Source organism: Pseudomonas sp. UBA6562 (genome assembly GCF_002434265.1).
Lineage (GTDB): Bacteria > Pseudomonadota > Gammaproteobacteria > Pseudomonadales > Pseudomonadaceae > Aquipseudomonas.
In genome coordinates this window covers 735,909-759,622 of record NZ_DJJS01000006.1, presented here as the reverse complement: position 1 = coordinate 759,622, position 23,714 = coordinate 735,909, and the positions used below count along the sequence as shown (strand labels likewise).

Sequence of the window (23,714 nt, the reverse complement as noted above, 5' to 3'; positions counted from 1 at the left end):
CGTCCTACAGTAGGGGCGATGCCTGCAAATGACCACAGCCTTGGCAATTAATTCGGCGACGAACGGCGCACGCTGCGCTAGCCTTGTGCGACGGCCGACCGCAGCCGTGCTAGCGTGCTCCGATGTACGCGGAGAGTTGTTGTGCACAAGTCTTTCTGGTATAAAGCAGCGCTCTTTTCTAGGGGCTCGGTCTGCCGCGCAAGCGGGTCCGGTCGAATAAGACCCCTGAAATACGGCGCCTGGCGCCAAGACTGAGAGATTAAGCGGCCAACCCATGCCGGGTTGGGCATGTGGTTTTAGAGGGCTGAGGCATGTCGAGAGTCTGTCAAGTTACCGGTAAGGGTCCGGTAACTGGGAATAACATTTCCCACGCAAACAACAAAACCCGTCGTCGTTTCCTGCCGAACCTGCAGCATCACCGTTTCTGGGTTGAATCCGAGAAGCGTTTCGTGCGTCTGCGCGTTTCCGCCAAAGGTATGCGTATCATCGACAAGCGCGGCATCGATGCCGTCCTGGTCGACATCCGTCGCGCCGGCAACAAGGTTTAAGGGAGAGCATCATGCGTGAATTGATCCGTCTGGTATCGACCGCTAACACCGGCCATTTCTATACCACCGACAAGAACAAGCGTACTACCCCGGACAAGATCGAGATCAAGAAATACGATCCGGTCGTTCGCAAGCACGTGATCTACAAGGAAGCCAAGATCAAGTAATTGATCGGCGACTAAAAAAACCCGTATCCGAAAGGATGCGGGTTTTTTTATGCCTTCAAGGGCGGGGGCGCTTCACTTGATCGTCAGTCGGGCAATGCGGCCGTCGTCGTCCACCGAAATGAAAACACGGTCCGTGCGAATGTCCTTGGTGGCCGGTTCTCCAGGGCCTACGGCCCGACGCAGACCCGTCAGTGCAAGGATGTAGTCTTTGACGCTTTCGACATAAGGCGAGCCGATGACATGGCGGACCGGGGCCAGCACATCTTCGATGGGCATATCGGTGAGAGGGGGCAGATTAATGGTCATGGTGTTGCTCCTTCGCAGGAAATGCCTGGGATTAGGCACACCTATCGTCTCGCCCCCTCACCTCAGCCAGCGTTAGATATCTACCGTCGGCGATGCGGCTTCGAACATCACATAGATCTTGCGGCACGGCTCCAGCACTTCCCACGTACCCTCGAAACCGGCCGGGATCACGAAGCGATCGCCCGCACGCAGCGTTTTCGCCTCGCCGGCTTCGTCACGCAGCACCGATACGCCTTGGACGATTTCGCAATATTCATGTTCGGTGTAGCTGACCTTCCAGTGTCCCACTGCACCCTCCCAAACGCCTGCCGCGAACTGGCCGCAGGGGCTGGCGTAGTGGTTGTAAACCAGTTGGTCGGGGTCGCCCGAGAGGATTTTTTCCGCCGCCGGCCGGTAGCGCTCGGCTTCGGTCAGCACCTGGGCGAAGTCTATGATGGTGGAGATGCTCATGATGGGTCCCCGTGCATGTTTAATAAAATGAACATATGAGGTCTTAAATGCCGATCGTGTCAAATATATTGATAGTTTGATCGGCCTGGTTTAGGGTGCTAGCGCCTGTGCGCACTCGTTGCCCGGCCAGTATTTCAGACAACGCCTGCGCGCCCTCAGTGCGGCGTTGCACCCCTACAAGAGGAGGAGTTCGGTAATGACCACCCTGACGCATGCGGATTGGGAACAACGCGCACAGCAACTGAAGATCGAGGGCCGTGCCTTCATCGATGGCCAGTACACCGACGCCAGCGCCGGGGAAACCTTCGACTGCCTCAGCCCGGTCGACGGTCGTTTCCTCGCCAAGATTGCCAGTTGCGACGTGGCCGACGCCAATCGGGCCGTGGAAAACGCCCGCGCCACCTTCGATTCCGGCGTCTGGTCGGGCCTGGCCCCGGCCAAGCGCAAGGCGCGTCTGATCCGCTTCGCCGAGCTGATGCGCGCCAACGTGGAAGAGCTGGCGCTGCTGGAAACCCTCGACATGGGTAAACCCATCGGCGACTCCTCCAGTATCGACATCCCCGGCGCGGCCAATGCCGTCCACTGGACCGCCGAAGCCATCGACAAAGTCTACGACGAAGTGGCGCCCACGCCCCACGACCAGCTCGGCCTGGTCACCCGCGAGCCGGTCGGCGTGGTTGCGGCCATCGTACCCTGGAACTTCCCCCTGATGATGGCCTGCTGGAAGCTCGGGCCAGCCCTGGCGACCGGCAACTCGGTGGTGCTCAAACCGTCCGAAAAATCCCCGCTGACCGCCATCCGCATCGCCCAGTTGGCGATCGAAGCGGGCATTCCCGCCGGCGTGCTCAACGTGCTGCCCGGCTACGGCCACACGGTTGGCAAGGCCCTGGCCCTGCACATGGACGTCGACACCCTGGTGTTCACCGGCTCCAGCCGCATCGCTAAGCAACTGATGATCTACGCCGGCGAGTCGAACATGAAGCGCGTGTGGCTGGAAGCCGGTGGCAAGAGCCCGAACATCGTCTTCGCCGACGCCCCCGATCTGGACGCCGCCGCCCAGGCCGCCGCCAGCGCCATCGCCTTCAACCAGGGCGAAGTGTGCACTGCCGGCTCGCGACTGCTGGTCGAACGCTCGATCCGCGACCAGTTCCTGCCCAAGGTGGTCGAGGCCCTCAAGGCCTGGAAGCCGGGCAACCCGCTGGATCCGGCGACCACCGTCGGCGCTCTGGTCGATACCCAGCAGATGAACACCGTGCTGTCGTACATCGACGCCGGCCACCAGGACGGCGCCACGCTGCTCACCGGTGGCAAACGCATCTTCGAAGAGACTGGCGGCACCTACGTCGAGCCGACCATCTTCGACGGCGTGACCAACGCCATGAAGATCGCCCAGGAAGAAATCTTCGGCCCCGTGCTGTCGGTGATCACCTTCGACACCGCCGAAGAAGCCATCGCCATCGCCAACGACACGCCGTACGGCCTGGCGGCGGGCATCTGGACGGCAGACATCTCCAAGGCGCACAAGACCGCCCGCGCCGTGCGTGCCGGCAGCGTGTGGGTCAACCAGTACGACGGCGGCGACATGACCGCGCCCTTCGGCGGCTTCAAGCAGTCGGGCAACGGCCGCGACAAGTCGCTGCATGCGCTGGAGAAGTACACCGAGCTGAAGGCCACCTGGATCAAGCTGTAACGGCCCAGTCCAAGCCTCTCAGGCCACACCCGCAGCCGGGCCGATACGTCGGTCCGGCTGCGTCGTTTCTGTCGTCCGCCGATTTCTCGCCAAGGAGCCGCCATGCGCTGGGCAACCTATTTCGCTGTCCTGTCGGCCGTGTTGAGCGTGGGCCTGGCGCTGGGCGTGAGCATGCCGCTGGTGTCGCTGCGCCTGGAGCAGCAGGGCTACGGCGGCTTCGCCATCGGCGTGATGGCCGCCATGCCGGCACTGGGCGTGCTGCTGGGGGCGAGCTTCGCCAGCCGGCTGGCCGGGTGGGTCGGGGTGCCGGCGGCGATGCGCTTGTGCCTGTGGGGCGGGGCGTTGTCGATCGGGTTGGTGGCCGTGCTGCCCAGCTACCCGCTATGGCTGGGCCTGCGCCTGTTGATCGGCATGTCGCTGACCGTGGTGTTCGTGCTGGGCGAGAGCTGGATCAACCAGTTGGTGGTCGAGCAATGGCGCGGTCGGCTGGTGGCGCTGTATGGCAGCAGTTACGCCCTGAGCCAGCTGGCCGGGCCGTTGCTGTTGGGCGTCCTGGGCTCGGACGACGACTTTGGCTTCTGGGCCGCGACCGGGCTGTTGCTGCTGTCGCCGCTGATACTGCTGGGCCGTGACGGCGCGCCTGTCACCGAGGCGTGCAGCGTCGGCCTGCGCGACCTGGTCGGCTTCTGCCGCCACCTGCCGGTGATCGCTTGGGCCATCGCCTTGTTCGCTGCCTTCGAAGCGATGATTCTGACGCTGTTGCCGGTCTATTGCCTGCAACAGGGTTTCACCGCCGAGCTGGCGCTGTTCATGGTCAGTACCGTGGTGGTAGGCGATGCGGTGCTGCAACTGCCCATCGGCGCGCTGGCCGATCGCCTGTCGCGACGCCTCCTGTTCACCGGCTGCGCGGTGACCTTGCTGATCACCAGCCTGACGATCCCGCTACTGCTGCATACGCCTGCGATCTGGCCGCTGTGGGTGCTGTTCGGCGCCAGCGCCGGTGGTCTGTTCACCCTGTCGCTGGTGCTGATCGGCGAACGCTATCGGGACGATGCGCTGGTCAGGGCCAATGCCCACGTGGCCCAACTGTGGGGCATCGGCTGCCTGCTCGGGCCGCTGCTGGCCGGGGCGGGCAGCCAGTGGATCAGCGGCCATGCCCTGCTGTGGATCATGGCGGCCGGCGCTGCGGGTTTGGTCTGGCTGACCCAGCGCCCCGGCGCGTTCGCGCCTGCTGCCAAGGCGTGAGTCGGCCGCTCTAGAGCATCCGCTCCAGCCCTACTGCTTTAGCCACCCAGGCGTTGAAGCGCCGCCAGACGCCGCCAGGCTCGCGGGTCAGGGTGTGCAGCTGGCCATTGTCTTCGGTGATCCACACCAGCTTGCCGTCCTGCAGCACGGGCCGGTAGCTGACGTCCGGAGCCATGCCCTGCAAGGCCAGCGCGCGGGTGTATTCGGCCAGTTTCGGGCTGTCTACCAGTACGCCCACCTCGGTATTCCACAGCACCGAACGCGGATCGAAGTTGAACGAGCCGACGAAGGTCTTGTGCCGGTCGAAGACCATCGCCTTGCTGTGCAGGCTGGAATCGGAGCTGCCGCGGAAATTCAGGCCGCGCGTGGAGCTGGGGTCGCCGGGTTGGCGGCGCAGCTCGAACAGCTGTACGCCATGTTCGAGCAGCGCACGGCGGTAGGGTGCATAGCCACCGTGCACCGCCGGCACGTCGGTGGCCTCCAGGGCGTTGGTCAGCAGCTTGACGCTCACGCCCTGGTCGGCACGGCCGGTGAGGTAGACCAAACCGGTCTTGCCCGGCACGAAATAGGCCGAGATCAGAATCAGCTCGTGCTGCACCTGCTGCAGGTCGGGGAGCAGTTGCTGGGTCATCAGCAGTTGCGGGTCGGGTTCGTCCTTGGCCAGCACCTTGCTCGGCGCATCCCACAGCGCCTGGCCATGGGCCCAGATCAACTCCTTGCGCCACTGCGCCAGGCGTGGCGTCTGTTGCCAAGCCATCAGCCGGTCGTACAGCGCCTTGCGCTCGACCCGTGCCTTGACCAGCGAAGCGTCGAGGCGCTGGCGACTGGTCTTGAGGGCGTCGGCGTCGGGCTCGCGCCAGAGAAAATCGTTGATCGGCCGGCTCAGGGCACTGTTCCAGTACTGGTCGAAGCTGTGGCCCAACTGATCGGCGATCGGGCCGATGCCAAGCATGTCGATGTCGGTGAAGTTGAGGTTGGGCTCGGCGTCGAAGTATTCGTCGCCCAGGTTGCGACCGCCGACGATGGCCATGCTGTTGTCCACCAGGAACAACTTGTTATGCATGCGCCGGTGCTGCAACGACAGGTTGAACAGGCGCCCGGCAGTGCGCGTCAGGCCCGTGCTGCGGCCCAGGTGCAGCGGGTTGAACACGCGGATCTGGATGTTGGGGTGGGCGGCGAGGGTGCCGATCAGGCTGTCCAGGCCGTCGCTGGTGGTGTCATCGAGCAGCACGCGCACGCGCACGCCGCGGTCGGCGGCGGCGAGCAGTTCGTGCACCAGGGTGCGGGTGCTGAGGCCGTCATGGACGATGTAGTACTGCAGATCGATGCTGGTCTGCGCGTTGCGCAGCAGCTCGGCGCGGGCGTGGAAGGCCTCGGTGCTGTTGGGCAGCAGACGGAAACCGGAGCGGCCGTCGTGGGCCGCCGCCTGGCTCAGCACCGAGCGGCCGAAGGCCGATTGCTCGGCGGGCAGGGCCTGGCTGGTCTGGCGCGGCGGGCTGACGCTGGCGCAGCCGGCCAGGCCGAGCAACAGCGCCAGTACGAGGGGCAATGCTCGCTGGAGTTTCAAGGTGGGAGCGTCCTGTACGCAGTAGGTCCGCAGGTATGGACCCTGCGAAGTAGGGCAAAGTTACTCAGCGCTGTCGTCTTCTGCCAGCAGGCGTCGTACGGTTTCACCCACGCGGCGCACCGCCGCTTCGAGTTCGGCCGAGGGGCGCACGGCGTAGTTCATGCGCAGGCAGTGACGGTATTTGCCGGCGGCGGAAAAGATGCTGCCCACGGCAATCTGTACCCCTTGTTCGAGCAAGGCACGGTTGAGCCGTAAGGTATCGAAGTGCTCGGGCAGTTCCACCCACAGCATGAACCCGCCCTGCGGACGGCTGACCCGGGTGCCGGCCGGGAAATACCGCGCCACCCAATCGCTCATCACGTCGCGGCTGCGTTGGTACTGGCTGCGCAGGCGGCGCAGGTGCGGCTGGTAGTGGCCTTCGGCGATGAAGTCGGCGATCGCCAGCTGCGGCTGGGCGGCGGTGCAGCCGGTGCTGATGTATTTCATGTGCAGCACCCGCTCCAGGTAGCGCCCAGGCGCCACCCAGCCCACTCGCAGGCCGGGCGCCAGGGTCTTGGAGAACGAACTGCAGAGCAGCACGCGGCCGTCGTCGTCGAACGACTTGATCGTGCGCGGGCGGGGGTAGGTGTAGGCCAGATCGCCGTAGACGTCGTCTTCGAGAATCGCCACGTCGAAGCGCTGGGCCAGGTTCAGCAGGGCTTTCTTGCGCGCCTCGGGCATGACGTAGCCCAGCGGGTTGTTGCAGCTGGGGGTGACTTGGATGAGCCTGATCGGCCATTGCTCCAAGGCCAGCTCCAGGGCTTCGAGGCTGATCCCGGTCAGCGGATCGGTGGGGATTTCCATGGCCTTCATGCCCAGGCCCTTGAGGGTCTGCATGGCACCGTGGAAGCTCGGCGATTCCACCGCGACGATGTCGCCCGGTTCGCACACCGCGCGGATGGCGCACGACAGCGCCTCATGGCAACCGGTGGTCACCACCACGTCGGTGGCGGCCAGGCGGCAGCCCGAATCGAGGGTCAGACGGGTGATCTGTTCGCGCAGGCGCAGGTTGCCGTGGATGGTGTCGTAATGCAGCCCCGGCATGTCCAGGCGCCGGCTGAGCTGCGCCAGGCTGCGCAGCAGGGGTTTGAGGCTGGTGGTGTCGACGTCGGGCATGCCGCGCCCCAGCTGGATCACCTCGCGGCTTGGGGTGCTGCTCATCAGGTCCAGCACCTGCTCCCACTGGGAGATTTCCACCGGCCGCTGCGCCGGTCGGCTGACCGCGGGCAGCGCCGCCTGGCTGCGGCCCTCGTTGACGAAGTAGCCGGACTTTGGCCGCGGCGAGACCAGGCCGTTGTCTTCGAGCAGGCGATAGGCCTGCTGCACGGTGCTCAGGCTTACGCCATGCTCCAGGCTCAGCGCGCGCACCGAGGGCAGGCGCTGGCCTGGGCGGTACAAGCCTTGCTCGATACGGGCACCGAGCAGCTCGGCGAGGTTGGCGTACAGCGTCATGGCGTGCTCCTGGGACGGGCGGTGAAAACCGGTACAGATGCCAGGAAAATACAGCATTCACGGCTGTTTCAGCGTGGTCTGTATGGATTTAATCGATATTCTTTGGATCTGTATCATCATGTGCGACGCGCGGCATTCTGTGCTCCTGTCCAGTCACGACCAGGAGGCAAACACCATGAAAGGGATCAGCGAGGTTTCGCCAACGTCGGCTATCGAGCCAGTCGCGCTCGACAAGCACGGCGCCCAACCCAGGCTGACGCGCGCTCAGCGCTTGTTGCGCCGCTGGCGCACCCGCCAGGGCTTGCTGACCTTGACCGAAACGGAATTGCGCGATGTCGGCCTGAGCCTGCAACAGGCCCAGGCGGAAGCCGCCAAGCCGTTCTGGAAGGGCTGACTACACTAGCTCCTTGAGCCGATGCCAGAGCATGCCCAACGCCAGCAGCGGCGAGCGCAGGTGCTGGCCGCCGGGGAAGGTCATGTGCGGCACCTTGTCGAACAGCTCGAAGCGCCCGCTGGCCTGGCCGCTGATGGCCTCGCCGAGCAGGCGTCCGGCCAGGTGCGTGGCGTTCAGGCCATGGCCGGAGTAGGCCTGGGCGTAGAACACGTTGGGCTGGCTGGCCAGGCGGCCGATCTGCGGCAGGCGGTTGGCGCCGATGCCGATCATGCCGCCCCATTGGTAGTCGATGCGCACGTCGGCCAGTTGCGGAAACACCTTGAGCATCTTGGGCCGCATGTAGGCGGCGATGTCTTGCGGGTCGCGGCCCGAGTAATGGCAGGCGCCGCCGAACAGCAGGCGCTTGTCGGCCGACAAGCGGTAATAGTCCACGGTCACCCGCTGGTCGCACACCGCCATGTTCTGCGGCAACAGCTGGCGAGCGCGTTCCTCGCCCAACGGCTCGGTGGCGATGATGTAGCTGCCGGCCGGCAGCACCTTGCCGCCCAGTTCGCGGTTGAGGCCGTTGAGGTAGGCGTTGCAGCACAGCACCAGGGTGTCGGCGCGGACCTGGCCCTGGGCGGTGTGCACCACCACCTGCGGGCCGTAGTCGATGCGCGTGACGGCGGACTGCTCGTACAGGCCGACACCCAGGCGCGCCGCCACCGCCGCCTCGCCCAGCGCCAGATTCAACGGGTGCAGATGCCCCGAACCCATGTCGATCAGGCCGCCGGCATAGCGCTGGCTGCCCACCACCTGGTGCATGTCGGCCTGGCTGACCAGGCGCAGCTCGTGGGCATAGCCCAGGCCGCGCAGCTCTTCGGCGTCTTCGGCGAAACCGTCCAGCTCGCCGGGTTTGTTCGCCAGGTCGCAGTAGCCCCAGGTCAGGTCGCAGGCGATGGCATGGCGCTCGACGCGCTGACGCACGATCTCCACCGCTTCCAGGCCCATCAGCTTCAAGCTGCGCACACCGTCGTCGCCGAGCGTCTTGCGGAACTGCTCCAGGCCATGGCCGACGCCGCGAATCAGCTGCCCGCCATTGCGCCCGCTAGCGCCCCAGCCCATGCGCTGCGCTTCCAGCACGATCACCGAAAGGCCGCGCTCGGCGAGTTCGATGGCGGTGTTGAGCCCGGAAAAGCCACCGCCGACGATACAGACGTCGGCGCGCTGCATCCCGCTGAGCGCGGGATGATCGGGTTGGGCCACGCTGCTGGCGGCGTAATAGGAGGCGGCATGGGGCATGGACGTGTCCTGGGAGAAGCGAGTGGGCGAGGATAAGCGCTGCCTTCGCACCGCGCCAACCCCCGCCGGGTGATTGGGCCGGTCGTGCGCTTGCCTTACACTACCGGGCCATTTTCCTGATCCTGTGTTCTTCCGATGCCCGACAACCGCCACAAGATCCACTTCCTGCGCGAGCTGATCCCCACCTTCGCCTGCGAACCCGGCTGCCACGACTGCTGCGGGCCGGTGACCACTTCCAGCGAGGAGATGGCCTGCCTGCCGCGCAAGTCGGCGGCCGAGCAAGCGGCGGCGCTGGAGCGTCTGGACTGCGTGCATCTAGGCCCCGACGGCTGCACCGTGTACGAGGATCGGCCGATGATCTGTCGGCTGTTCGGCACCACGCCGCGCATGGCCTGCCCCCGTGGCCGCGGGCCGGCGACGCCGATCGAGCCCGAGGCCGAGCGGCTGGTGCACCGCTTCATCGCCAGCACCCGGCAGGTGCTGGTTTGAGGCTCAGTCCGGAATCGGCAGGCACAGGCTTTCTTTGACTTCCTCCATGACGATGTAGCTCTTCGACTCGCGTACGTGGGGCAGCTTGAGCAGGATGTCGCCGAGCAGCTTGCGGTAGGAGGCCATCTCGGAAATCCGCGCTTTGACCAGGTAGTCGAAGTCGCCCGACACCAGGTGGCATTCCAGCACATGGGGCAGCTTGAGCACGGCGCGGCGGAATTCCTCGAAGGTGTCGCCCGACTTGTAGTCCAGGCCGATCTCGACGAACACCAGCAGGCTGCCCTTGAGGTGCTGCGGGTTGAGGCGGGCGTTGTAGCCCATGATGATGCCCTCGCGCTCCAGGCGCCGCACGCGCTCGGTGCAGGGCGTGGTCGAGAGGCCGACCTTTTCGCCCAGCTCAGTGAACGAGATGCGCCCGTCGTTCTGCAGGATGCGCAGGATGTTGCGGTCGATCTTGTCCAGTTCGCGCTTGCTCTGATGCTGGGTTCTCATAGGGGATGCCCCTCCGTGAAAGGCCAAAGTGCCGAGAATTGTCGCCAAATATAGGCGTTTATACAGTGGAATGCACTGGTGGGTAGTTTTTATACTGCGCCCATTCAACCCACCTCAGCGATTGCCCGCGGCACGCCGCGCAAAGGAAGCGACAATGCGAGTTCTGGTACTGGGTGGCGGTGTGATCGGCACCGTCAGCGCTTACTACCTGGCCCGACAAGGTTTTCAAGTGACCGTGGTCGACCGCCAACCGGCGGTGGCCATGGAAACCAGCTTTGCCAACGCCGGCCAGATCTCGCCCGGCTACGCCTCGCCCTGGGCCGCGCCCGGGGTGCCGCTCAAGGCCATCAAGTGGCTGCTCGAACGCCATGCGCCCCTGGCCATCAAACTCACCGGCGACGTCGATCAGTACCTGTGGATGGCGCAGATGCTGCGCAACTGCACCGCCAGCCGCTATGCCCTGAACAAGGAGCGCATGGTGCGCCTGTCCGAGTACAGCCGCGACTGCCTCGACGAGCTGCGCGCCGAAACCGGCATCGCCTATGAAAGCCGCACCCTGGGCACCACCCAGGTGTTCCGCACCCAGGCCCAGGTCGATGCCGCAGCCAAGGACATCGCCGTGCTGGAACGTTCCGGTGTGCCATTCGAGCTGCTCGACCGCGACGGCATCGCCCGGGTCGAGCCGGCTCTGGCCGGGGTCAAGGACATCCTCGCCGGCGCGCTGCGCCTGCCCAACGACCAGACCGGCGACTGCCAACTGTTCACCACGCGCTTGGCGCAGATGGCCCGGGATCTGGGTGTGGAGTTCCGTTTCGGGCAGAACATCCAGCAGTTGCAGGCCAGCGGCGACCGCATCGACGGTGTGCTGATCGACGACAAGTTGGAAACTGCCGACCGCTACGTGCTGGCCCTGGGCAGCTACTCCCCGCAGTTGCTCAAGCCGCTGGGCATCGAGGCGCCGGTGTACCCGCTCAAAGGCTACTCGCTGACTGTGCCGATCACCGACGCGGCCATGGCGCCGACCTCGACCATCCTCGACGAAACCTACAAGGTGGCCATCACCCGTTTCGACGAGCGCATCCGCGTGGGCGGCATGGCGGAAATCGCCGGCTACGATCTCGGTTTGAACCCGCGTCGGCGAGAAACGCTGGAGATGATCGTCAACGATCTCTATCCTCGCGGCGGCGACCTGCGCCAAGCCGAGTTCTGGACCGGCCTGCGCCCCGCTACCCCCGATGGCACCCCCATCGTCGGCGCGACCCGGCTGCGCAACCTGTTCCTCAACACCGGCCACGGCACCCTGGGCTGGACCATGGCCTGCGGTTCCGGGCGTCTGCTGGCAGACCTGATCGCGCGCAAGACGCCGCAGATCAGTGCGGCGGGGCTGGACATCTCGCGCTATGGCCACGGCCAGAACGCCGCTCGCCAGGGCCAGCCAACGCCGGCCCATTCGTAACCCGACAGAGGGCCGGCCAGCCGGCGCTTCGAAACCAGGGCCGGTACGCCGGCCTTTGCAAGCCCAGGCCACGGCGTGCCTGGGTTCGACTTATCACCCGACCTGCCAGAAGGCTGCAGACATGCGTCCCGCCCGTGCCCTGATCGACCTCCAGGCCTTGCGCCACAACTACCGTCTCGCCCGCGAGCTGTCCGGCGCCAAGGCGCTGGCGGTGGTCAAGGCCGATGCCTATGGCCATGGCGCGGTGCGCTGCGCGCTGGCGCTGGAAACCGAGGCTGACGGTTTCGCCGTGGCCTGCATCGAAGAGGCGCTGGAATTGCGTGCGGCAGGGATCAAAGCCCCGGTACTGCTGCTAGAAGGCTTCTTCGAGGCCAGCGAACTGTCGCTGATCGCCGAGCACGACCTGTGGTGCGTGGTGCATTCGCTGTGGCAAGTAGAGGCCATCGAACGGACGCCCGTGCACAAGCCCCTCAAGGTCTGGCTCAAGCTCGACAGCGGCATGCACCGCGCCGGCCTGTCGCCGCTCGAATACCGCGACGGCTATCAGCGGCTGCTTGCCAGCGGCAAGGTAGCGCGCATCGTGCTGATGAGCCACTTCGCCCGTGCGGACGAGCTCGATGCCGACACCACTGCGCAGCAACTGGCAGTGTTCCAGGCTGCGCGCGAGGGCCTGGTGGCCGAGTGCAGCCTGAGCAACTCGCCAGCCGTGCTGGGTTGGCCCCAAGTGAGCAGCGACTGGGCGCGACCCGGCATCATGCTCTACGGCGCCACGCCTTTCGAGGTGCCCCAGGCCGAGGCCTCGCGCCTACAACCGGTGATGACCCTGCAATCGCGGCTGATCAGTGTGCGCGAATTGCCGGCCGGCGAGCCGGTGGGTTATGGCGGCCACTTCACCACTACCCAAGCGTCGCGCGTAGGCGTGGTCGCCATGGGTTATGCAGACGGCTACCCCCGGCAGGCGCCCACGGGCACGCCGGTGGTGGTGGCCGGCACGCGCACGCGGCTGATCGGCCGGGTATCGATGGACATGCTCTGCGTCGACCTGACCGACGTCCCCGAGGCCGTGGTCGGCAGCCCGGTGGAACTGTGGGGCAAGCAGGTCCTGGCCAGCGACGTGGCGACCCAGGCCGGCACCATCCCGTATCAGATCTTCTGCAACCTCAAGCGCGTGCCGCGCGATTACGCGGGCTAGTCGCGCGCCGAGCGAGCGGGCCGCAGTGTTGTAAATCCTGAACGCGGTCGCCATCATATCGGCCACATTTGCCGCTACTCGACCGTTTCAGGAGGCTCCGCTTTGGACGTTGGCGAACGACTGCAAGCCATTCGCAAGCTCAAGGGCCTTTCCCAGCGGGAACTGGCCAAGCGCGCCGGGGTGACCAACAGCACCATTTCGATGATCGAAAAGAACAGCGTAAGCCCTTCGATCAGTTCGCTGCGCAAGGTGCTCAGCGGCATCCCCATGTCGATGGTCGAGTTCTTTTCCGTCGAGCTGGAACCGGAAAGCACCGCGCAGATCGTCTACAAGGCCGATGAACTGATCGACATTTCCGACGGCGCCGTGACCATGAAGCTGGTCGGCAAATCCCACCCCAACCGCGCCATCGCCTTGCTCAACGAGGTCTACCCGCCAGGTGCCGACACCGGCATCGAGATGCTCACCCACGATGGCGAAGAGACCGGCATCCTCCTCGAAGGGCGCCTGGAACTGGTGGTCGGCCATGAGACCTTCATTCTCGAAGCCGGCGACAGCTACTACTTCGAGAGCACTCGCCCGCACCGCTTTCGCAACCCCTTCGCCGAACCGGCGCGGTTGATCAGCGCGGCCACCCCCTCGAACTTTTGATCTGGCGCAGGCTATCGGCTGTTCGATAGCCCTTTGCAATGTGGGGTCGTTCCGAGGCTAAAGGCTTGTCGTTATACTCCCGGCGCCCGCGTAGACCGTGACCGTGGGCGAGATCAGCCACCATGAGGGTGTAAGCGTGAACCAGATCAAGACGAGGCTGGCCCTCCCAGCCGTTATGCTCGCCCTGTGGGCGCTTGGTGCCCAGGCAGCGACCAACGACGACCTCGCCAAGCGCCTCGCGCCCGTGGGCCAGGTGTGCGTCCAGGGGCAGGAATGCAAAGGCATGGACGTGGCGGCGACAGCCAGCAGTGCGGGCGGTGCGAAGAACATCGATGAGGTGATCGCCAAGCATTGCAACGCCTGCCACGGCCCTGGCCTGCTCGGTGCGCCAAAGATCGGCGACACCGCCGCCTGGAAGGAACGGGCCGACCACCAGGGCGGCCTCGACGGCATCCTCGCCAAAGCCATCACCGGCCTCAACGCCATGCCGCCACGCGGTACCTGCGCCGATTGTTCGGACGACGAGCTCAAGCAGGCGATCCAGAAGATGTCGGGCCTGTAAGCGCAGCGTCTGGCGCAACCTGTCCAGCCGCTGCGCAGTGCCTGCCTGAGGTTGCATCGGCCATCGTAAGGAAACCGGGGCGCCAGCTGCTCGCGGCCACAGATGCCATGCGTATGGGCGGCGCCTACATCAAGCAGGCTTGCAGCAAAAGCGCCTGAGTACGGGTCCAACGTGCGCATCCCCGGACGCTCATGGAGGCCACGATGGCGCAGCGGTGCTCGATCGATCAGGCGGTAGACCAGGTGCTGGCGCAGCTTCCAGCCCACATCCACATGGGCCTGCCCCTGGGCCTGGGCAAGCCCAATGCCTTCGTCAACGCCCTGTACGCGCGCATCCGTGACTGCCCCGAGCGGCGCCTCACCCTCTACACGGCCCTGAGCCTGGGGCGTCCGCCTTTGGGCGATGGCTTGCAGCGACGGTTCCTCGAGCCCTTCGTCGAACGGGTCTTCGCCGACTACGAAGAGCTCGACTACCTGATCGACCTGCGCCGTGACCGCCTACCGCCCAACATCCGCGTCGAGCAGTTCTTCATGCAGCCCGGCAGTCTGCTGCACAGCGACGCCGCGCAGCAGGACTACGTCAGCAGCAACTACAGCCACGCCGCCCGCGACATCAACGCCAAGGGCCTGAACCTGATCGCCCAACTGGTGGCGGCCACGCCCGAGCGGCCGGGCCAGCTGAGCCTGGCCTGCAACCCGGACATCACCCTCGACCTGCTGCCGATGGTGGCCAAGCGTCGCGCGGCGGGCGAAACCATTCTCGTGCTCGGCCAGGTGCACGCCGAGCTGCCGTACATGCCGGGCGATGCCGAGCTGAGCGAAAACCAGTTCGATCTGCTGATCGCAGAGCCCGAACAGCGTCGGCTGTTCTCCACGCCCAACATGCCCGTGACCACCCAGGACCACTGCATCGGCCTGCACGTCAGTGCCCTGGTGCGCGATGGCGGCACCTTGCAGATCGGCATCGGCGCCATGGGCGATGCGGTGGCTGCGGCGCTGCTGGCCCGCGAGCAGCAGAACGGCGGTTACCGGGCGCTGCTCGACGCGCTGGACCTGAGCCCCTGGCAAGCGCTGATCGACCAGGAGGGCGGCCTCGAACCCTTTGCGCAAGGGCTGTACGGTTGCAGCGAAATGTTCGTCAACGGCCTGCTGGTGCTGGCCGAGGCCGGCATCGTGCGGCGCCCGGCCGACGAAGACGGTGCGCTCGTGCATGGCGGCTTCTTCCTTGGCCCGCGACGTTTCTACCAGCAGCTGCGCGACATGCCCCTGGCCGAGCGCGAACGCTTCGTCATGACTGCCATCAGCTTCATCAACGAGTTGCATGGCGACGAGGCGCGCAAACGGCGTCAGCGCCGCGACGCACGTTTCGTCAACACGGTGTTCGCCGCGACGCTGATGGGCGCCGGTGTGGCCGACCAGCTGGAAAACGGCCGGGTACTCAGCGGCGTGGGCGGGCAGTACAACTTCGTCGCCCAGGCCCATGCCCTGGAGGGCGCGCGCTCGGTGCTGCTGTTGCGCAGTTGGCGCGAGGCGCAGGGCAAGGTCAGCTCGAACCTGTATTGGCAGTACGGCCACTGCACCATCCCGCGCCACCTGCGCGACATCGTGGTGACCGAGTACGGCATCGCCGACCTGCGCGGGCAGACCGACAGTGAGGTGATCGCGCGGTTGCTGGCGGTGTGCGACTCACGTTTCCAAGCAGACCTGATGGCCCAGGCCAAGAAGGCCGGCAAGCTGGCCAAGGATTTCCAGTTGCCCGCGCGGTTCACCGACAACTACCCCGAACGCCTGGAGCGGATTCGTGCGCGCCACGGGCAGTTCTTCGCGGACTTCCCACTGGGTAGCGATTTCACCGACGAGGAGGCCGACCTGCTGCGGGCGCTGGACTGGCTCAAGCGCCGGGCCAAGCCTGGCAAGGCCCTGGAGCTGGCAAAGGCCGCGCTGGGCGCGCCGTCGCCCGGCGCCTATGCCGCGCATATGCGGCGCATGCAGCTGGAGGCACCCGAAGGCTTCAAGCAAAAGCTGCAACGGCGTTTGCTGTTGGCTGCATTGCAAGCGACCAGCCATCCATAGGCACGGCTGGTTCGGTGCTCCGTGTAATCACGCTGGCCTTCGCAAATCCATGTAGGAGCGGCCGGTTCGGCGCTCCGATCAGCCGCGATGGCCGGCAAAGCCGGCCCACACGCTCTTTTTTACAGGAACGTCACCACGCCACCTTCCAGCGACTTCACCCGCGCCAGCGATTCCACGCGGTAGCCCTGGCTGTCCAGCTCGGCGCGGCCGCCCTGGAACGACTTCTCGATCACGATGCCGATGCCCGCGACGGTGGCGCCGGCCTGCTTGATGATCGAGATCAGCGCCTGGGACGCCTTGCCGTTGGCCAGGAAATCGTCGATCACCAACACGCGGTCGCTGCTGTTGAGGTGGCGCGGCGAGACGGCCACAGTGTTCTCGGTCTGCTTGGTGAACGAGTACACCGACGCGGTCAGCAGGTTCTCGGTCAAGGTCAGCGACTGGTGCTTGCGCGCGAAGATCACCGGCACGCCCAGGCGCAGGCCGGTCATCACCGCCGGGGCGATGCCCGAGGCCTCGATGGTGACGATCTTGGTGATGCCCGCCTCGGCGAACAGGCGCGCGAACTCGTCGCCGATCAACTGCATCAGGGCCGGGTCGATCTGATGGTTGAGAAACGCATCGACTTTCAGAACCTGGTCGGAAAGCACGATGCCTTCGTCGCGAATCTTCTGCTGCAGTGCTTCCACGGTGGTGTCCTCGATGTCACGAAAATGGCCCCGGCCCATGCTGCCGGGGCAAAGGTTGAATGCTTCAAATGCGTCTCGATGGGGGTCGCGACGCCGTGTGGGTTCAGCTACGAATTCGGTGCCCGGTCAGCGTTTGAGCATGGCCCGGATGTCGGCCAGGGCGGTGTTGCCGCGCGCGGCCTTGACCTCCACCGGGGCATCGTCCAGGCCTTCCCAGGCCAGGTCCTCGGGCGGCAGTTCGTCGAGGAAGCGGCTGGGGGTGCAGTCGATGATCTCGCCGTACTGCTTGCGTTTGGCGGCGAAGGTGAAGGCCAGCGTCTGCCGGGCGCGGGTGATGCCCACGTAGGCCAGGCGACGCTCTTCCTCGATGGTGTCGGCTTCGATGCTGGAGCGGTGGGGGAGGATTTCCTCCTCCATGCCCATGATGAACACGTAGGGGAATTCCAGGCCCTTGGACGCATGCAAGGTCATCAGCTGCACGCCTTCGGCGTTGTCTTCCTCTTCCTGCTGGCGTTCGAGCATGTCGCGCAGCACCAGCTTGCCGATGGCGTCTTCGATGGTCATGTCACCCTCTTCGTCTTTTTCGAGGGTGTTCTTCAGGGCGTCGATGAGGAACCAGACGTTGCTGATGCGGAACTCTGCGGCCTTGTCGCTGGCGGTGTTCTGGCGAATCCAGTTCTCGTAGTCGATGTCGCGCACCATGGCGTGCAGCGCCGCGATCGGATCGTCCAGCGCGACCTTGTGGCGCACACCGTCGAGCCAGTGCTTGAAGCGCTGCAAACGTTCGGTGTAGCGCGCATCCAGGTGTTCGCCCAGGCCCAGCTCCTCGCTGGCGGCGTACATCGACACGCCGCGCTCGGTGGCGTAGTTGCCGAGCTTTTCCAGGGTGGTCGAGCCGATTTCCCGGCGCGGCACGTTGATCACTCGCAGGTAGGCGTTGTCGTCGTCCGGGTTGACCAACAGGCGCAGGTAGGCCATCAGGTCCTTGACCTCCTGGCGGCCGAAGAAGCTGTTGCCGCCTGACAGGCGATACGGCACCTGGTGGTGCTGCAGCTTGAGCTCGATCAGCTTGGCCTGGTAGTTGCCCCGGTAGAGGATGGCGAAGTCGCTGTAGGGACGGTCGGTGCGCAGGTGCAGGGTGAGGATTTCCATGGCCACGCGCTCGGCCTCGGTGTCCTCGTTCTTGCAGCGGATCACGCGGATTTCGTCGCCCACGCCCATCTCGCTCCACAGCTGCTTCTCGAAGGCGTGTGGGTTGTGCGCGATCAGCACGTTGGCGCAGCGCAGGATGCGGCTGGTGGAGCGGTAGTTCTGCTCGAGCATCACCACTTTCAAGGAGGGGTAGTCTTCCTTGAGCAGCATCAGGTTTTCCGGGCGCGCGCCGCGCCAGGCGTAGATCGACTGGTCGTCGTCGCCGACCACGGTGAACTGGTTGCGCTGGCCGATGAGCATCTTCACCAGCAGGTACTGGCTGGCGTTGGTGTCTTGGTATTCGTCCACCAGCAGATAGCGCACGCGGTTCTGCCAGCGCTCCAGCACGTCGCGGTGTTCCTCGAACAGCTTGACCGGCAGCAGGATCAGGTCGTCGAAGTCCACCGCGTTGTACGCTTTGAGCGTGCGCTGGTAGTGGGTGTAGACGATGGCAGCGGTCTGCTCGCGGGGGTTGCGGGCTTGTTCCAGGGCCTGGGCGGGCAGGATCAGGTCGTTCTTCCAGGCACCGATCATGTTCTTCACTTCATCGATGCCGTCGTCGCCCGAGTACTCCTTCTGCATGATGTCCGAGAGCAAGGCCTTGATGTCGGTCTCGTCGAAGATCGAGAAGCCGGGCTTGTAGCCCAGGCGCGCGTGTTCCTTGCGGATGATGTTCAGGCCCAGGTTGTGGAAGGTGCACACCGTCAGGCCGCGGCCTTCGCCTGGGCGCAGCAGGGTGGCGACCCGCTCCTTCATTTCGCGCGCGGCCTTGTTGGTGAAGGTCATGGCGACGATGTACTGGGCGCGGATGCCGCACTTCTGTACGAGGTGGGCGATCTTGCGGGTGATCACGCTGGTCTTGCCCGAACCTGCGCCGGCGAGGACCAGGAGGGGGCCGCCGACGTAGTCGCACGCTTCCTGCTGCCGGGGGTTGAGTCGGGACATGCGGTAAACCGGGGGTAGCCAGAAAATAGCCGCGCATTCTAGCAGGCATGCACGGCCATGGCGCGACCGTCCGCCGTGCAAATGACATTTGCCGCCGCCCGTACTTTTAGCGCAGCATGCACGACAGAATGTGACGCGATATACGGCAATGTGCCTCTATTTGTTGAGAACCATTTCCAGTTGTGGAGTAGCATACGGTCGTCCGTCGCCATGCCTTTTGCGTCTAAGGAGCCTGCGTGTCTGCGCCTGCCGAACCCTTGCGTTTGCTGTTGTTGGCCGATGACCCGGAGTGGGCCGCGCAATTGCGCCTTTGCCTGCAAGGGCTCGAAGGCCGAATGGTATTGCTGGACGCGCCGAACTGGGACGCGGTCGACCGTCTGTTCGCCGACGATCGCCAGGCCATCCTGCTAGCCACTCCCAGCCTGCAACCGGCACCGGGGCGCTGTGCGTTGCCGACGATTCTGCTGCTCGACGCCGAGCCCTCGAGCGCACCGGTCGGGGCCAGCGACTGGCTGGTACGCGACCAGTTCGACGGCGACGTGATGCGCCGTTCGCTGCGCCACGTACGCGAACGTGGGCTGCTGCTCACCACCTTGCAGCACTTGGCCAAGCAGGATCCCCTGACCGGCATCGCCAACCGTCAGGGATTCCAGGCCCTGCTCAGCGCGCGCCTGACGCAGAACGAAGGGCGTGGCCTGGCCCTGGGCCACCTCGATCTAGACAACTTCCGCCACGTCAACGATGCCCTTGGCCACCAGGGCGGCGACCGCCTGATCCTGCAAGTGGTGGCGCGCGTGCAGCGGCATCTGGAGACCGGTGACCATCTGGCGCGCCTGGGCAGCGACGAATTCGCCCTGTTGATCGACACCCAGCACGACGGCGACCGCGCCCAGCGCATCGCCGAACGCATCACCGAGGCGTTGGCCGAGCCCTACTGGATCGATGGCGAAAGCCTGTTGCTGGGCAGCAGCCTGGGCTTGGCCCATGCCCGCGCGCAAGGCGGCGCCGACCCGCTGATGTGGCACGCGCACATCGCCATGCGCCAGGCCAAGGCCGTGCAGGGCTGCACCTTCCACCTGTTCAACGAACGCATCAACAGCAACGCGCGCAGCCTGGCCGACCTGGAAAGCGAGTTGCGTCGGGCGCTGCGCCGCGACGAGCTGGAACTGCACTACCAGCCGCGGCTGAGCCTGGCCGACGGGCGCATCGTCGGCCTGGAAGCGCTGGTGCGCTGGCGCCACGGCGAGCGCGGGCTGCTGCCACCGAGCGAGTTCGTGCCTCTGGCCGAGCAGAGCGGGCTGATCGTGCCGTTGGGCTACTGGGTCATCTCGCGTGCCCTGCGCGACATGCAGCACCTCAAGAACAGTGGCCTGGCGCCGCTGCACATGGCGGTGAACCTGAGTTTCCGGCAGTTCCAGGACAGCCAGTTGCTGGCGACCTTAAGCCGGTTGATCGCCGAGCATGGGGTGGATGCGCGCTGGCTGGAATTCGAGCTGACCGAAACCGCCGTGATGCGCCGCAACGAGCAGGTGCGCCAGACCATGGATGCCCTCGGGCGCCTGGGCGTGCGCTTCTCCCTGGACGACTTCGGCACCGGTTTCTCGTCGTTCGTGCACCTCAACAGCCTGCCGATCACCCTGCTCAAGATCGACCGCAGCTTCGTCGCCGGCATGGGCGCACGCAAGGACAACTGCAAGCTGGTGCCGGCCATGATCAACCTGGCGCACAACCTCAACCTGGAGGTGGTGGCCGAGGGCGTGGAAAGCGACGAACAACTGGAGTGGCTGCGCGGTTTCGGCTGCGACCAGGTGCAAGGCTTTCTGGTCAGCCGACCGCTACCGATCGATGCGCTCAAGGTCTACCTGCTCAGCGGCGCCAGCCGCGCGCTGGCCAATTAAGCCTGGCGGGCCAGAAGCCGGCGCATGCGCCACTCGAAACCGAAGGTCAGCGCCACCGAAGCGCAGCCCAGGCCCAGCGCCAGGCCCCACCAGATGCCGACCGCGCCGTGGCCGAGGGTGAAGGCGAACAGCCAGGCGCAGGGCGCGCCGACCAGCCAGTAGCAGCCCAGGCCGATGAGGAAGGTGGTCTTGGCGTCCTTCAAGCCGCGTATCGAGCCCATGGCGATGGTCTGCACGCCGTCGAACAGCTCGAACCACGCGGCCACCATCACCAGCGCCACGGCCAGTTGGAAGATGGCCGCGAAGGCCGGGTCGTCGCGGTCGATGAAGATCCCCACCAGCGCCTCGGGCAGTAGCCAGAACAACGCGGCGAAGCCGAACATCAGCGCCGCGCCGAAGCCGATGCCCACACGCCCGGCACTGCGCGCGGCGAGCAGTCGACCCGCGCCGAAATACAGGCCCACGCGCATGGTCACCGCATAGGAGAGGCCGGTCGGCACCATGAAGGCCGTGGAGACGATCTGCAACGCCACCTGATGCGCCGCCAGTTCGGTGCTGCCCAGCACGCCCATGCACAGCGCGGCGAAGGCGAACAGGCCGATCTCCACCATGTAGGTGCCGCCGATGGGCAGGCCCAGGCGCAGCAGTTCGCGCAGGGCCTTGAGCGACGGCCGCGCCAGGCCCTGGCGCAGCGGGTAGGGGGCGTAGATCGGGTGCCAGCGGATGTACAGCGCCAAGGCGATGGCCATGCCTAGCGAGACCACCGCCGTGACCAGGCCGATGCCCATCAGGCCCAGGTGCGGCAGGCCGTACAGGCCTTCGATCAGGGCGTGGTTGAACAGGTAGTTGAGCACGGTGCCGACCAGGCTGATGACCATTACCGGGGTGGAGTGGCCCAAGGCGCTGGTGAAGCCGCGCAAGGCCATGAAGGTCAGGTAGCCGGGCAGGGCCAGCGGCAGTACGGTCATGAACTGCATGGCGCTGTCGACGTTCTGCGGGTCCTGGCCGAACAGCAGCAGCAAGGGTTTCAGGTTCCACAGGGCCAGGGCGGCCAGCAGGGCCAGGCCCCAGGCCAGCCACAAGCCGTTCTGCGCCAGGCGCGTGGCGCCGGCGATGTCCCCGGCACCCTTGCGGATCGCCACCAGGGTGCCCACCGCCGCGATCACGCCCAGGCAGAAGATCGACACGAACGAATAGCTGGCCGCGCCCAGGCCGCCGCCGGCCAGGGCCTGGGGGCTGATGCGGGCCATCATCAAAGTGTCGGTCAGCACCATCAGCATGTGCGCCAACTGCGAGGCGATCAGCGGTCCCGCCAGGCGCAGCAGGGCTTTGAGTTCGGTGAGCGGAGCGACGTGCATGGTGGCCTTCGAGTGAGCGGGGCGGACCGCCGATTCTGAGGCCTGGGGCGGGGTTGTACAAAAGCAATTCGCTGGCGCGGGCTTTGACGTGCTGCGCAGCGGCCGCTACAGGTTGGGCAGCTCCAACGCCGCTGCGCAGGCTTGCATGGAGCGGTATTGGCTCTGCGCGTACAGCGCCAGTTCGTCCAGCATGGGCATTTGCAAGGCGGCTTCGAACGCTTCGCGGTTGGCGTTGCTGTCGTATTCGGCCTGGGCGTCGTCGCCCAGGTTGGACTGGAAGATGCCGGCCGCGCTGACCGGCAGGAAGTCTTCGTAGACCAGCGGTTCGACCTGCACATGCCCGGCCGCGATCAGCGCTCCCCAGGTCAGCGGCCGGTCGGGGTCGCTGCGTGCAGCCAGGCCGCGCTCGGTGGGGAAATAGCGGAAGTAGGCCAGGTGCTCTTCGCGCATCTGCTTCAAATCGTCCGGAAAGGCGGCGAAGGTCTCGGCCAGCAGCGTGCGGTAGCGTTCGGCATTGGCTTCGGCCGGCACGCCGCCGAGGGCTGCGCGGGTGGCGTCGAGCAGGCGGTCGTAGAGTTGGCGGCCCTGGCGCGTCAGCGCCGCGCCGCGCTGCTCGATCTCGCCGAAGCGCGCGGTGTGGCTGCCCCTGTCGCTGTCGCCGACGAAGGCGACCCGCTCCTGCAGGGCCTTGAAGCTGGTCTGGCGCAGCAGGATCGGGTGGCGCCGGGCGGGCGGGCCTTCGACCACGGCTTTTGGCGCGATGCCCTTGGCCGGCATGCCGGCCTGGATGGCGTCGATGTCCAGCGTGCGCGGGGTGAGGTGGTTGATGTGCGGGCCTTTGAAGGCCACCACGTCGGCGATCAGGCGGTGCTGGTCGTGCAACTGCCGGTACTGCGCGGCAGTGACGGTGGCCTCGGGGTGCCAGCGGAAGGTGTGCAGCGCTTCCTGCACGAAACGCTCGGCATCGGCCGCACCGAGCCCGCCGTCGCGCTCGCACCGTTCGATCAGAGCAAGGGCGGCCGGGGTGAAGATCTGGCGCTGGGCCAGCAGGCCTTGCGCCAGTTCGCGCAGCGCGGTGTCGTCGATCAGCTCCAGGCGCAGCAGCGAAGTGAACACGCGGAACGGGCTGATGCGCAGCGACGCTTCGTGCACTGCCCGGAACGCGGTGGAATGCACCGGCACGCCGGCCGAACTGAGGTCGTAATAGCCCACCGGTTGCATGCCCATCACCGCGAACAGCCGGGCGAGGGTGGCCAGTTCCTCGGCGGTGCCGACGCGGATGGCGCCGTGGCGTTCCTGGTCGAGGCGCTCGAGTTCACCCGTCTGGCGCAGGGTGTGCGCCACCTCCGGCCGTTCGGCCAGCACCTGCCGGTTGGTCTCGCCCACCAGCGCCAGCAGCGTGCCGTACAGCGGCACCTCTTCTTTGTACATGAGCGACATCGCGGCAGAGAACTGCGCGCGGATCCGGTCGGGGCTGACGAAATCCTGGGCGGCCATCGCAAGGTTCCTGGGTCGGCGGAAAGGGCAGGTGTATGAGAGCCGGGAATGCACTGCGCCTACAAGCGAAAAAAAGTGCGTCT

Annotated in this window: 22 protein-coding genes; 12 read left to right on the top strand and 10 right to left on the bottom strand. The window is 65.8% G+C overall.

Annotated features, from left to right (window positions below; translation table 11 throughout):
- The first annotated feature begins 311 nt into the window (after positions 1–311).
- A complete protein-coding gene (gene rpmB, locus B4M43_RS10895; protein WP_028693180.1) occupies positions 312–548 on the top strand; it encodes a 50S ribosomal protein L28 in 237 nt (78 codons plus the stop codon).
- A gap of 11 nt (positions 549–559) precedes the next feature.
- Positions 560–715 (top strand): 50S ribosomal protein L33, encoded by a 156-nt coding sequence (rpmG, locus tag B4M43_RS10890; RefSeq protein WP_296266881.1) that lies wholly within the window; start codon positions 560–562, stop codon positions 713–715.
- Between the two features lie 72 nt (positions 716–787).
- Here rpmG and B4M43_RS10885 read toward each other — a convergent pair whose 3' ends face one another.
- Positions 788–1,021: a hypothetical protein gene (locus tag B4M43_RS10885; RefSeq protein ID WP_296266880.1), complete on the bottom strand. Its 234-nt coding sequence runs from the start codon at positions 1,019–1,021 to the stop codon at positions 788–790.
- A gap of 72 nt (positions 1,022–1,093) precedes the next feature.
- Positions 1,094–1,471, bottom strand: coding sequence for a cupin domain-containing protein (locus B4M43_RS10880; protein WP_296266878.1), 378 nt, complete (start codon positions 1,469–1,471; stop codon positions 1,094–1,096).
- A 196-nt stretch (positions 1,472–1,667) separates the two neighbouring features.
- On the opposite strand from B4M43_RS10880, the gene B4M43_RS10875 reads away from it, so the two are divergent.
- Positions 1,668–3,161, top strand: coding sequence for an aldehyde dehydrogenase (locus B4M43_RS10875; protein ID WP_296266876.1), 1,494 nt, complete (start codon positions 1,668–1,670; stop codon positions 3,159–3,161).
- Between the two features lie 102 nt (positions 3,162–3,263).
- Positions 3,264–4,406 carry an MFS transporter gene (locus B4M43_RS10870; RefSeq protein ID WP_296266875.1) on the top strand — a complete coding sequence of 381 codons (1,143 nt, stop codon included), beginning with the start codon at positions 3,264–3,266 and terminating at the stop codon, positions 4,404–4,406.
- A gap of 10 nt (positions 4,407–4,416) precedes the next feature.
- On the opposite strand, the gene B4M43_RS10865 is transcribed toward B4M43_RS10870, so the two are convergent.
- Positions 4,417–5,973 (bottom strand): phospholipase D family protein, encoded by a 1,557-nt coding sequence (locus B4M43_RS10865; protein ID WP_296266873.1) that lies wholly within the window; start codon positions 5,971–5,973, stop codon positions 4,417–4,419.
- A gap of 60 nt (positions 5,974–6,033) precedes the next feature.
- On the bottom strand, positions 6,034–7,464 hold the full coding sequence (locus tag B4M43_RS10860; RefSeq protein WP_296266871.1) for a PLP-dependent aminotransferase family protein: 1,431 nt from the start codon (positions 7,462–7,464) through the stop codon (positions 6,034–6,036).
- Positions 7,465–7,639: 175 nt separating this feature from the next.
- Between B4M43_RS10860 and B4M43_RS10855 the strand changes: the two genes are divergently transcribed.
- Entirely contained in the window at positions 7,640–7,858 is a 219-nt protein-coding gene (locus B4M43_RS10855; RefSeq protein WP_296266869.1) for a DUF1127 domain-containing protein, read from the top strand.
- Here the strand turns inward: B4M43_RS10855 and B4M43_RS10850 are convergent, their stop codons facing one another.
- Positions 7,859–9,139 carry an NAD(P)/FAD-dependent oxidoreductase gene (locus B4M43_RS10850; RefSeq protein WP_296266867.1) on the bottom strand — a complete coding sequence of 427 codons (1,281 nt, stop codon included), beginning with the start codon at positions 9,137–9,139 and terminating at the stop codon, positions 7,859–7,861.
- A 135-nt stretch (positions 9,140–9,274) separates the two neighbouring features.
- Between B4M43_RS10850 and B4M43_RS10845 the strand changes: the two genes are divergently transcribed.
- Positions 9,275–9,628 (top strand): YkgJ family cysteine cluster protein, encoded by a 354-nt coding sequence (locus tag B4M43_RS10845; protein WP_296266865.1) that lies wholly within the window; start codon positions 9,275–9,277, stop codon positions 9,626–9,628.
- Between the two features lie 3 nt (positions 9,629–9,631).
- On the opposite strand, the gene B4M43_RS10840 is transcribed toward B4M43_RS10845, so the two are convergent.
- The gene (locus B4M43_RS10840; RefSeq protein ID WP_028693190.1) at positions 9,632–10,120 is read right to left on the bottom strand and encodes an Lrp/AsnC ligand binding domain-containing protein; all 489 of its coding nucleotides are present in this window, start codon (positions 10,118–10,120) and stop codon (positions 9,632–9,634) included.
- Positions 10,121–10,274: 154 nt separating this feature from the next.
- Between B4M43_RS10840 and dadA the strand changes: the two genes are divergently transcribed.
- The 5 genes from dadA (at position 10,275) to B4M43_RS10815 (ending at position 16,053) form a co-directional block, all read left to right on the top strand.
- On the top strand, positions 10,275–11,576 hold the full coding sequence (dadA, locus tag B4M43_RS10835; protein WP_296266861.1) for a D-amino acid dehydrogenase: 1,302 nt from the start codon (positions 10,275–10,277) through the stop codon (positions 11,574–11,576).
- Positions 11,577–11,697: 121 nt separating this feature from the next.
- A complete protein-coding gene (gene alr / locus B4M43_RS10830) occupies positions 11,698–12,768 on the top strand; it encodes an alanine racemase (RefSeq protein WP_296266859.1) in 1,071 nt (356 codons plus the stop codon).
- A gap of 102 nt (positions 12,769–12,870) precedes the next feature.
- Positions 12,871–13,419, top strand: a complete 549-nt coding sequence (locus tag B4M43_RS10825; protein ID WP_296266858.1) for a cupin domain-containing protein — start codon at positions 12,871–12,873, stop codon at positions 13,417–13,419.
- Between the two features lie 175 nt (positions 13,420–13,594).
- Entirely contained in the window at positions 13,595–13,981 is a 387-nt protein-coding gene (locus tag B4M43_RS10820; RefSeq protein WP_296267324.1) for a c-type cytochrome, read from the top strand.
- Between the two features lie 203 nt (positions 13,982–14,184).
- The gene (locus B4M43_RS10815) at positions 14,185–16,053 is read left to right on the top strand and encodes an acetyl-CoA hydrolase/transferase C-terminal domain-containing protein (RefSeq protein WP_296266856.1); all 1,869 of its coding nucleotides are present in this window, start codon (positions 14,185–14,187) and stop codon (positions 16,051–16,053) included.
- A 119-nt stretch (positions 16,054–16,172) separates the two neighbouring features.
- Here B4M43_RS10815 and B4M43_RS10810 read toward each other — a convergent pair whose 3' ends face one another.
- Together B4M43_RS10810 and rep are read right to left on the bottom strand one after the other, a co-directional pair.
- Positions 16,173–16,742: a xanthine phosphoribosyltransferase gene (locus B4M43_RS10810; RefSeq protein WP_296266854.1), complete on the bottom strand. Its 570-nt coding sequence runs from the start codon at positions 16,740–16,742 to the stop codon at positions 16,173–16,175.
- A gap of 126 nt (positions 16,743–16,868) precedes the next feature.
- On the bottom strand, positions 16,869–18,878 hold the full coding sequence (gene rep / locus B4M43_RS10805) for a DNA helicase Rep (RefSeq protein ID WP_296266851.1): 2,010 nt from the start codon (positions 18,876–18,878) through the stop codon (positions 16,869–16,871).
- A 236-nt stretch (positions 18,879–19,114) separates the two neighbouring features.
- On the opposite strand from rep, the gene B4M43_RS10800 reads away from it, so the two are divergent.
- Complete coding sequence (locus tag B4M43_RS10800; protein WP_296266848.1) at positions 19,115–20,776, top strand: putative bifunctional diguanylate cyclase/phosphodiesterase; 1,662 nt, start codon at positions 19,115–19,117, stop codon at positions 20,774–20,776.
- Here the strand turns inward: B4M43_RS10800 and B4M43_RS10795 are convergent.
- Both B4M43_RS10795 and hglS read right to left on the bottom strand, forming a co-directional pair.
- A complete protein-coding gene (locus B4M43_RS10795) occupies positions 20,773–22,134 on the bottom strand; it encodes a NorM family multidrug efflux MATE transporter (RefSeq protein ID WP_296266846.1) in 1,362 nt (453 codons plus the stop codon). The genes B4M43_RS10800 and B4M43_RS10795 overlap by 4 nt on opposite strands.
- Before the next feature lie 105 nt (positions 22,135–22,239).
- Entirely contained in the window at positions 22,240–23,631 is a 1,392-nt protein-coding gene (hglS, locus tag B4M43_RS10790; protein WP_296266844.1) for a 2-oxoadipate dioxygenase/decarboxylase HglS, read from the bottom strand.
- Positions 23,632–23,714 lie beyond the last annotated feature (83 nt).

Coding starts and splice junctions, on each gene's coding strand:
- rpmB (WP_028693180.1), top strand. CDS start 312: ATGTCGAGAGTCTGTCAAGTTACCGGTAAGGGTCCGGTAACTGGGAAT.
- rpmG (WP_296266881.1), top strand. CDS start 560: ATGCGTGAATTGATCCGTCTGGTATCGACCGCTAACACCGGCCATTTC.
- B4M43_RS10885 (WP_296266880.1), bottom strand. CDS start 1,021: ATGACCATTAATCTGCCCCCTCTCACCGATATGCCCATCGAAGATGTG.
- B4M43_RS10880 (WP_296266878.1), bottom strand. CDS start 1,471: ATGAGCATCTCCACCATCATAGACTTCGCCCAGGTGCTGACCGAAGCC.
- B4M43_RS10875 (WP_296266876.1), top strand. CDS start 1,668: ATGACCACCCTGACGCATGCGGATTGGGAACAACGCGCACAGCAACTG.
- B4M43_RS10870 (WP_296266875.1), top strand. CDS start 3,264: ATGCGCTGGGCAACCTATTTCGCTGTCCTGTCGGCCGTGTTGAGCGTG.
- B4M43_RS10860 (WP_296266871.1), bottom strand. CDS start 7,464: ATGACGCTGTACGCCAACCTCGCCGAGCTGCTCGGTGCCCGTATCGAG.
- B4M43_RS10855 (WP_296266869.1), top strand. CDS start 7,640: ATGAAAGGGATCAGCGAGGTTTCGCCAACGTCGGCTATCGAGCCAGTC.
- B4M43_RS10850 (WP_296266867.1), bottom strand. CDS start 9,139: ATGCCCCATGCCGCCTCCTATTACGCCGCCAGCAGCGTGGCCCAACCC.
- B4M43_RS10845 (WP_296266865.1), top strand. CDS start 9,275: ATGCCCGACAACCGCCACAAGATCCACTTCCTGCGCGAGCTGATCCCC.
- B4M43_RS10840 (WP_028693190.1), bottom strand. CDS start 10,120: ATGAGAACCCAGCATCAGAGCAAGCGCGAACTGGACAAGATCGACCGC.
- dadA (WP_296266861.1), top strand. CDS start 10,275: ATGCGAGTTCTGGTACTGGGTGGCGGTGTGATCGGCACCGTCAGCGCT.
- alr (WP_296266859.1), top strand. CDS start 11,698: ATGCGTCCCGCCCGTGCCCTGATCGACCTCCAGGCCTTGCGCCACAAC.
- B4M43_RS10820 (WP_296267324.1), top strand. CDS start 13,595: ATGCTCGCCCTGTGGGCGCTTGGTGCCCAGGCAGCGACCAACGACGAC.
- B4M43_RS10815 (WP_296266856.1), top strand. CDS start 14,185: ATGGCGCAGCGGTGCTCGATCGATCAGGCGGTAGACCAGGTGCTGGCG.
- rep (WP_296266851.1), bottom strand. CDS start 18,878: ATGTCCCGACTCAACCCCCGGCAGCAGGAAGCGTGCGACTACGTCGGC.
- B4M43_RS10795 (WP_296266846.1), bottom strand. CDS start 22,134: ATGCACGTCGCTCCGCTCACCGAACTCAAAGCCCTGCTGCGCCTGGCG.
- hglS (WP_296266844.1), bottom strand. CDS start 23,631: ATGGCCGCCCAGGATTTCGTCAGCCCCGACCGGATCCGCGCGCAGTTC.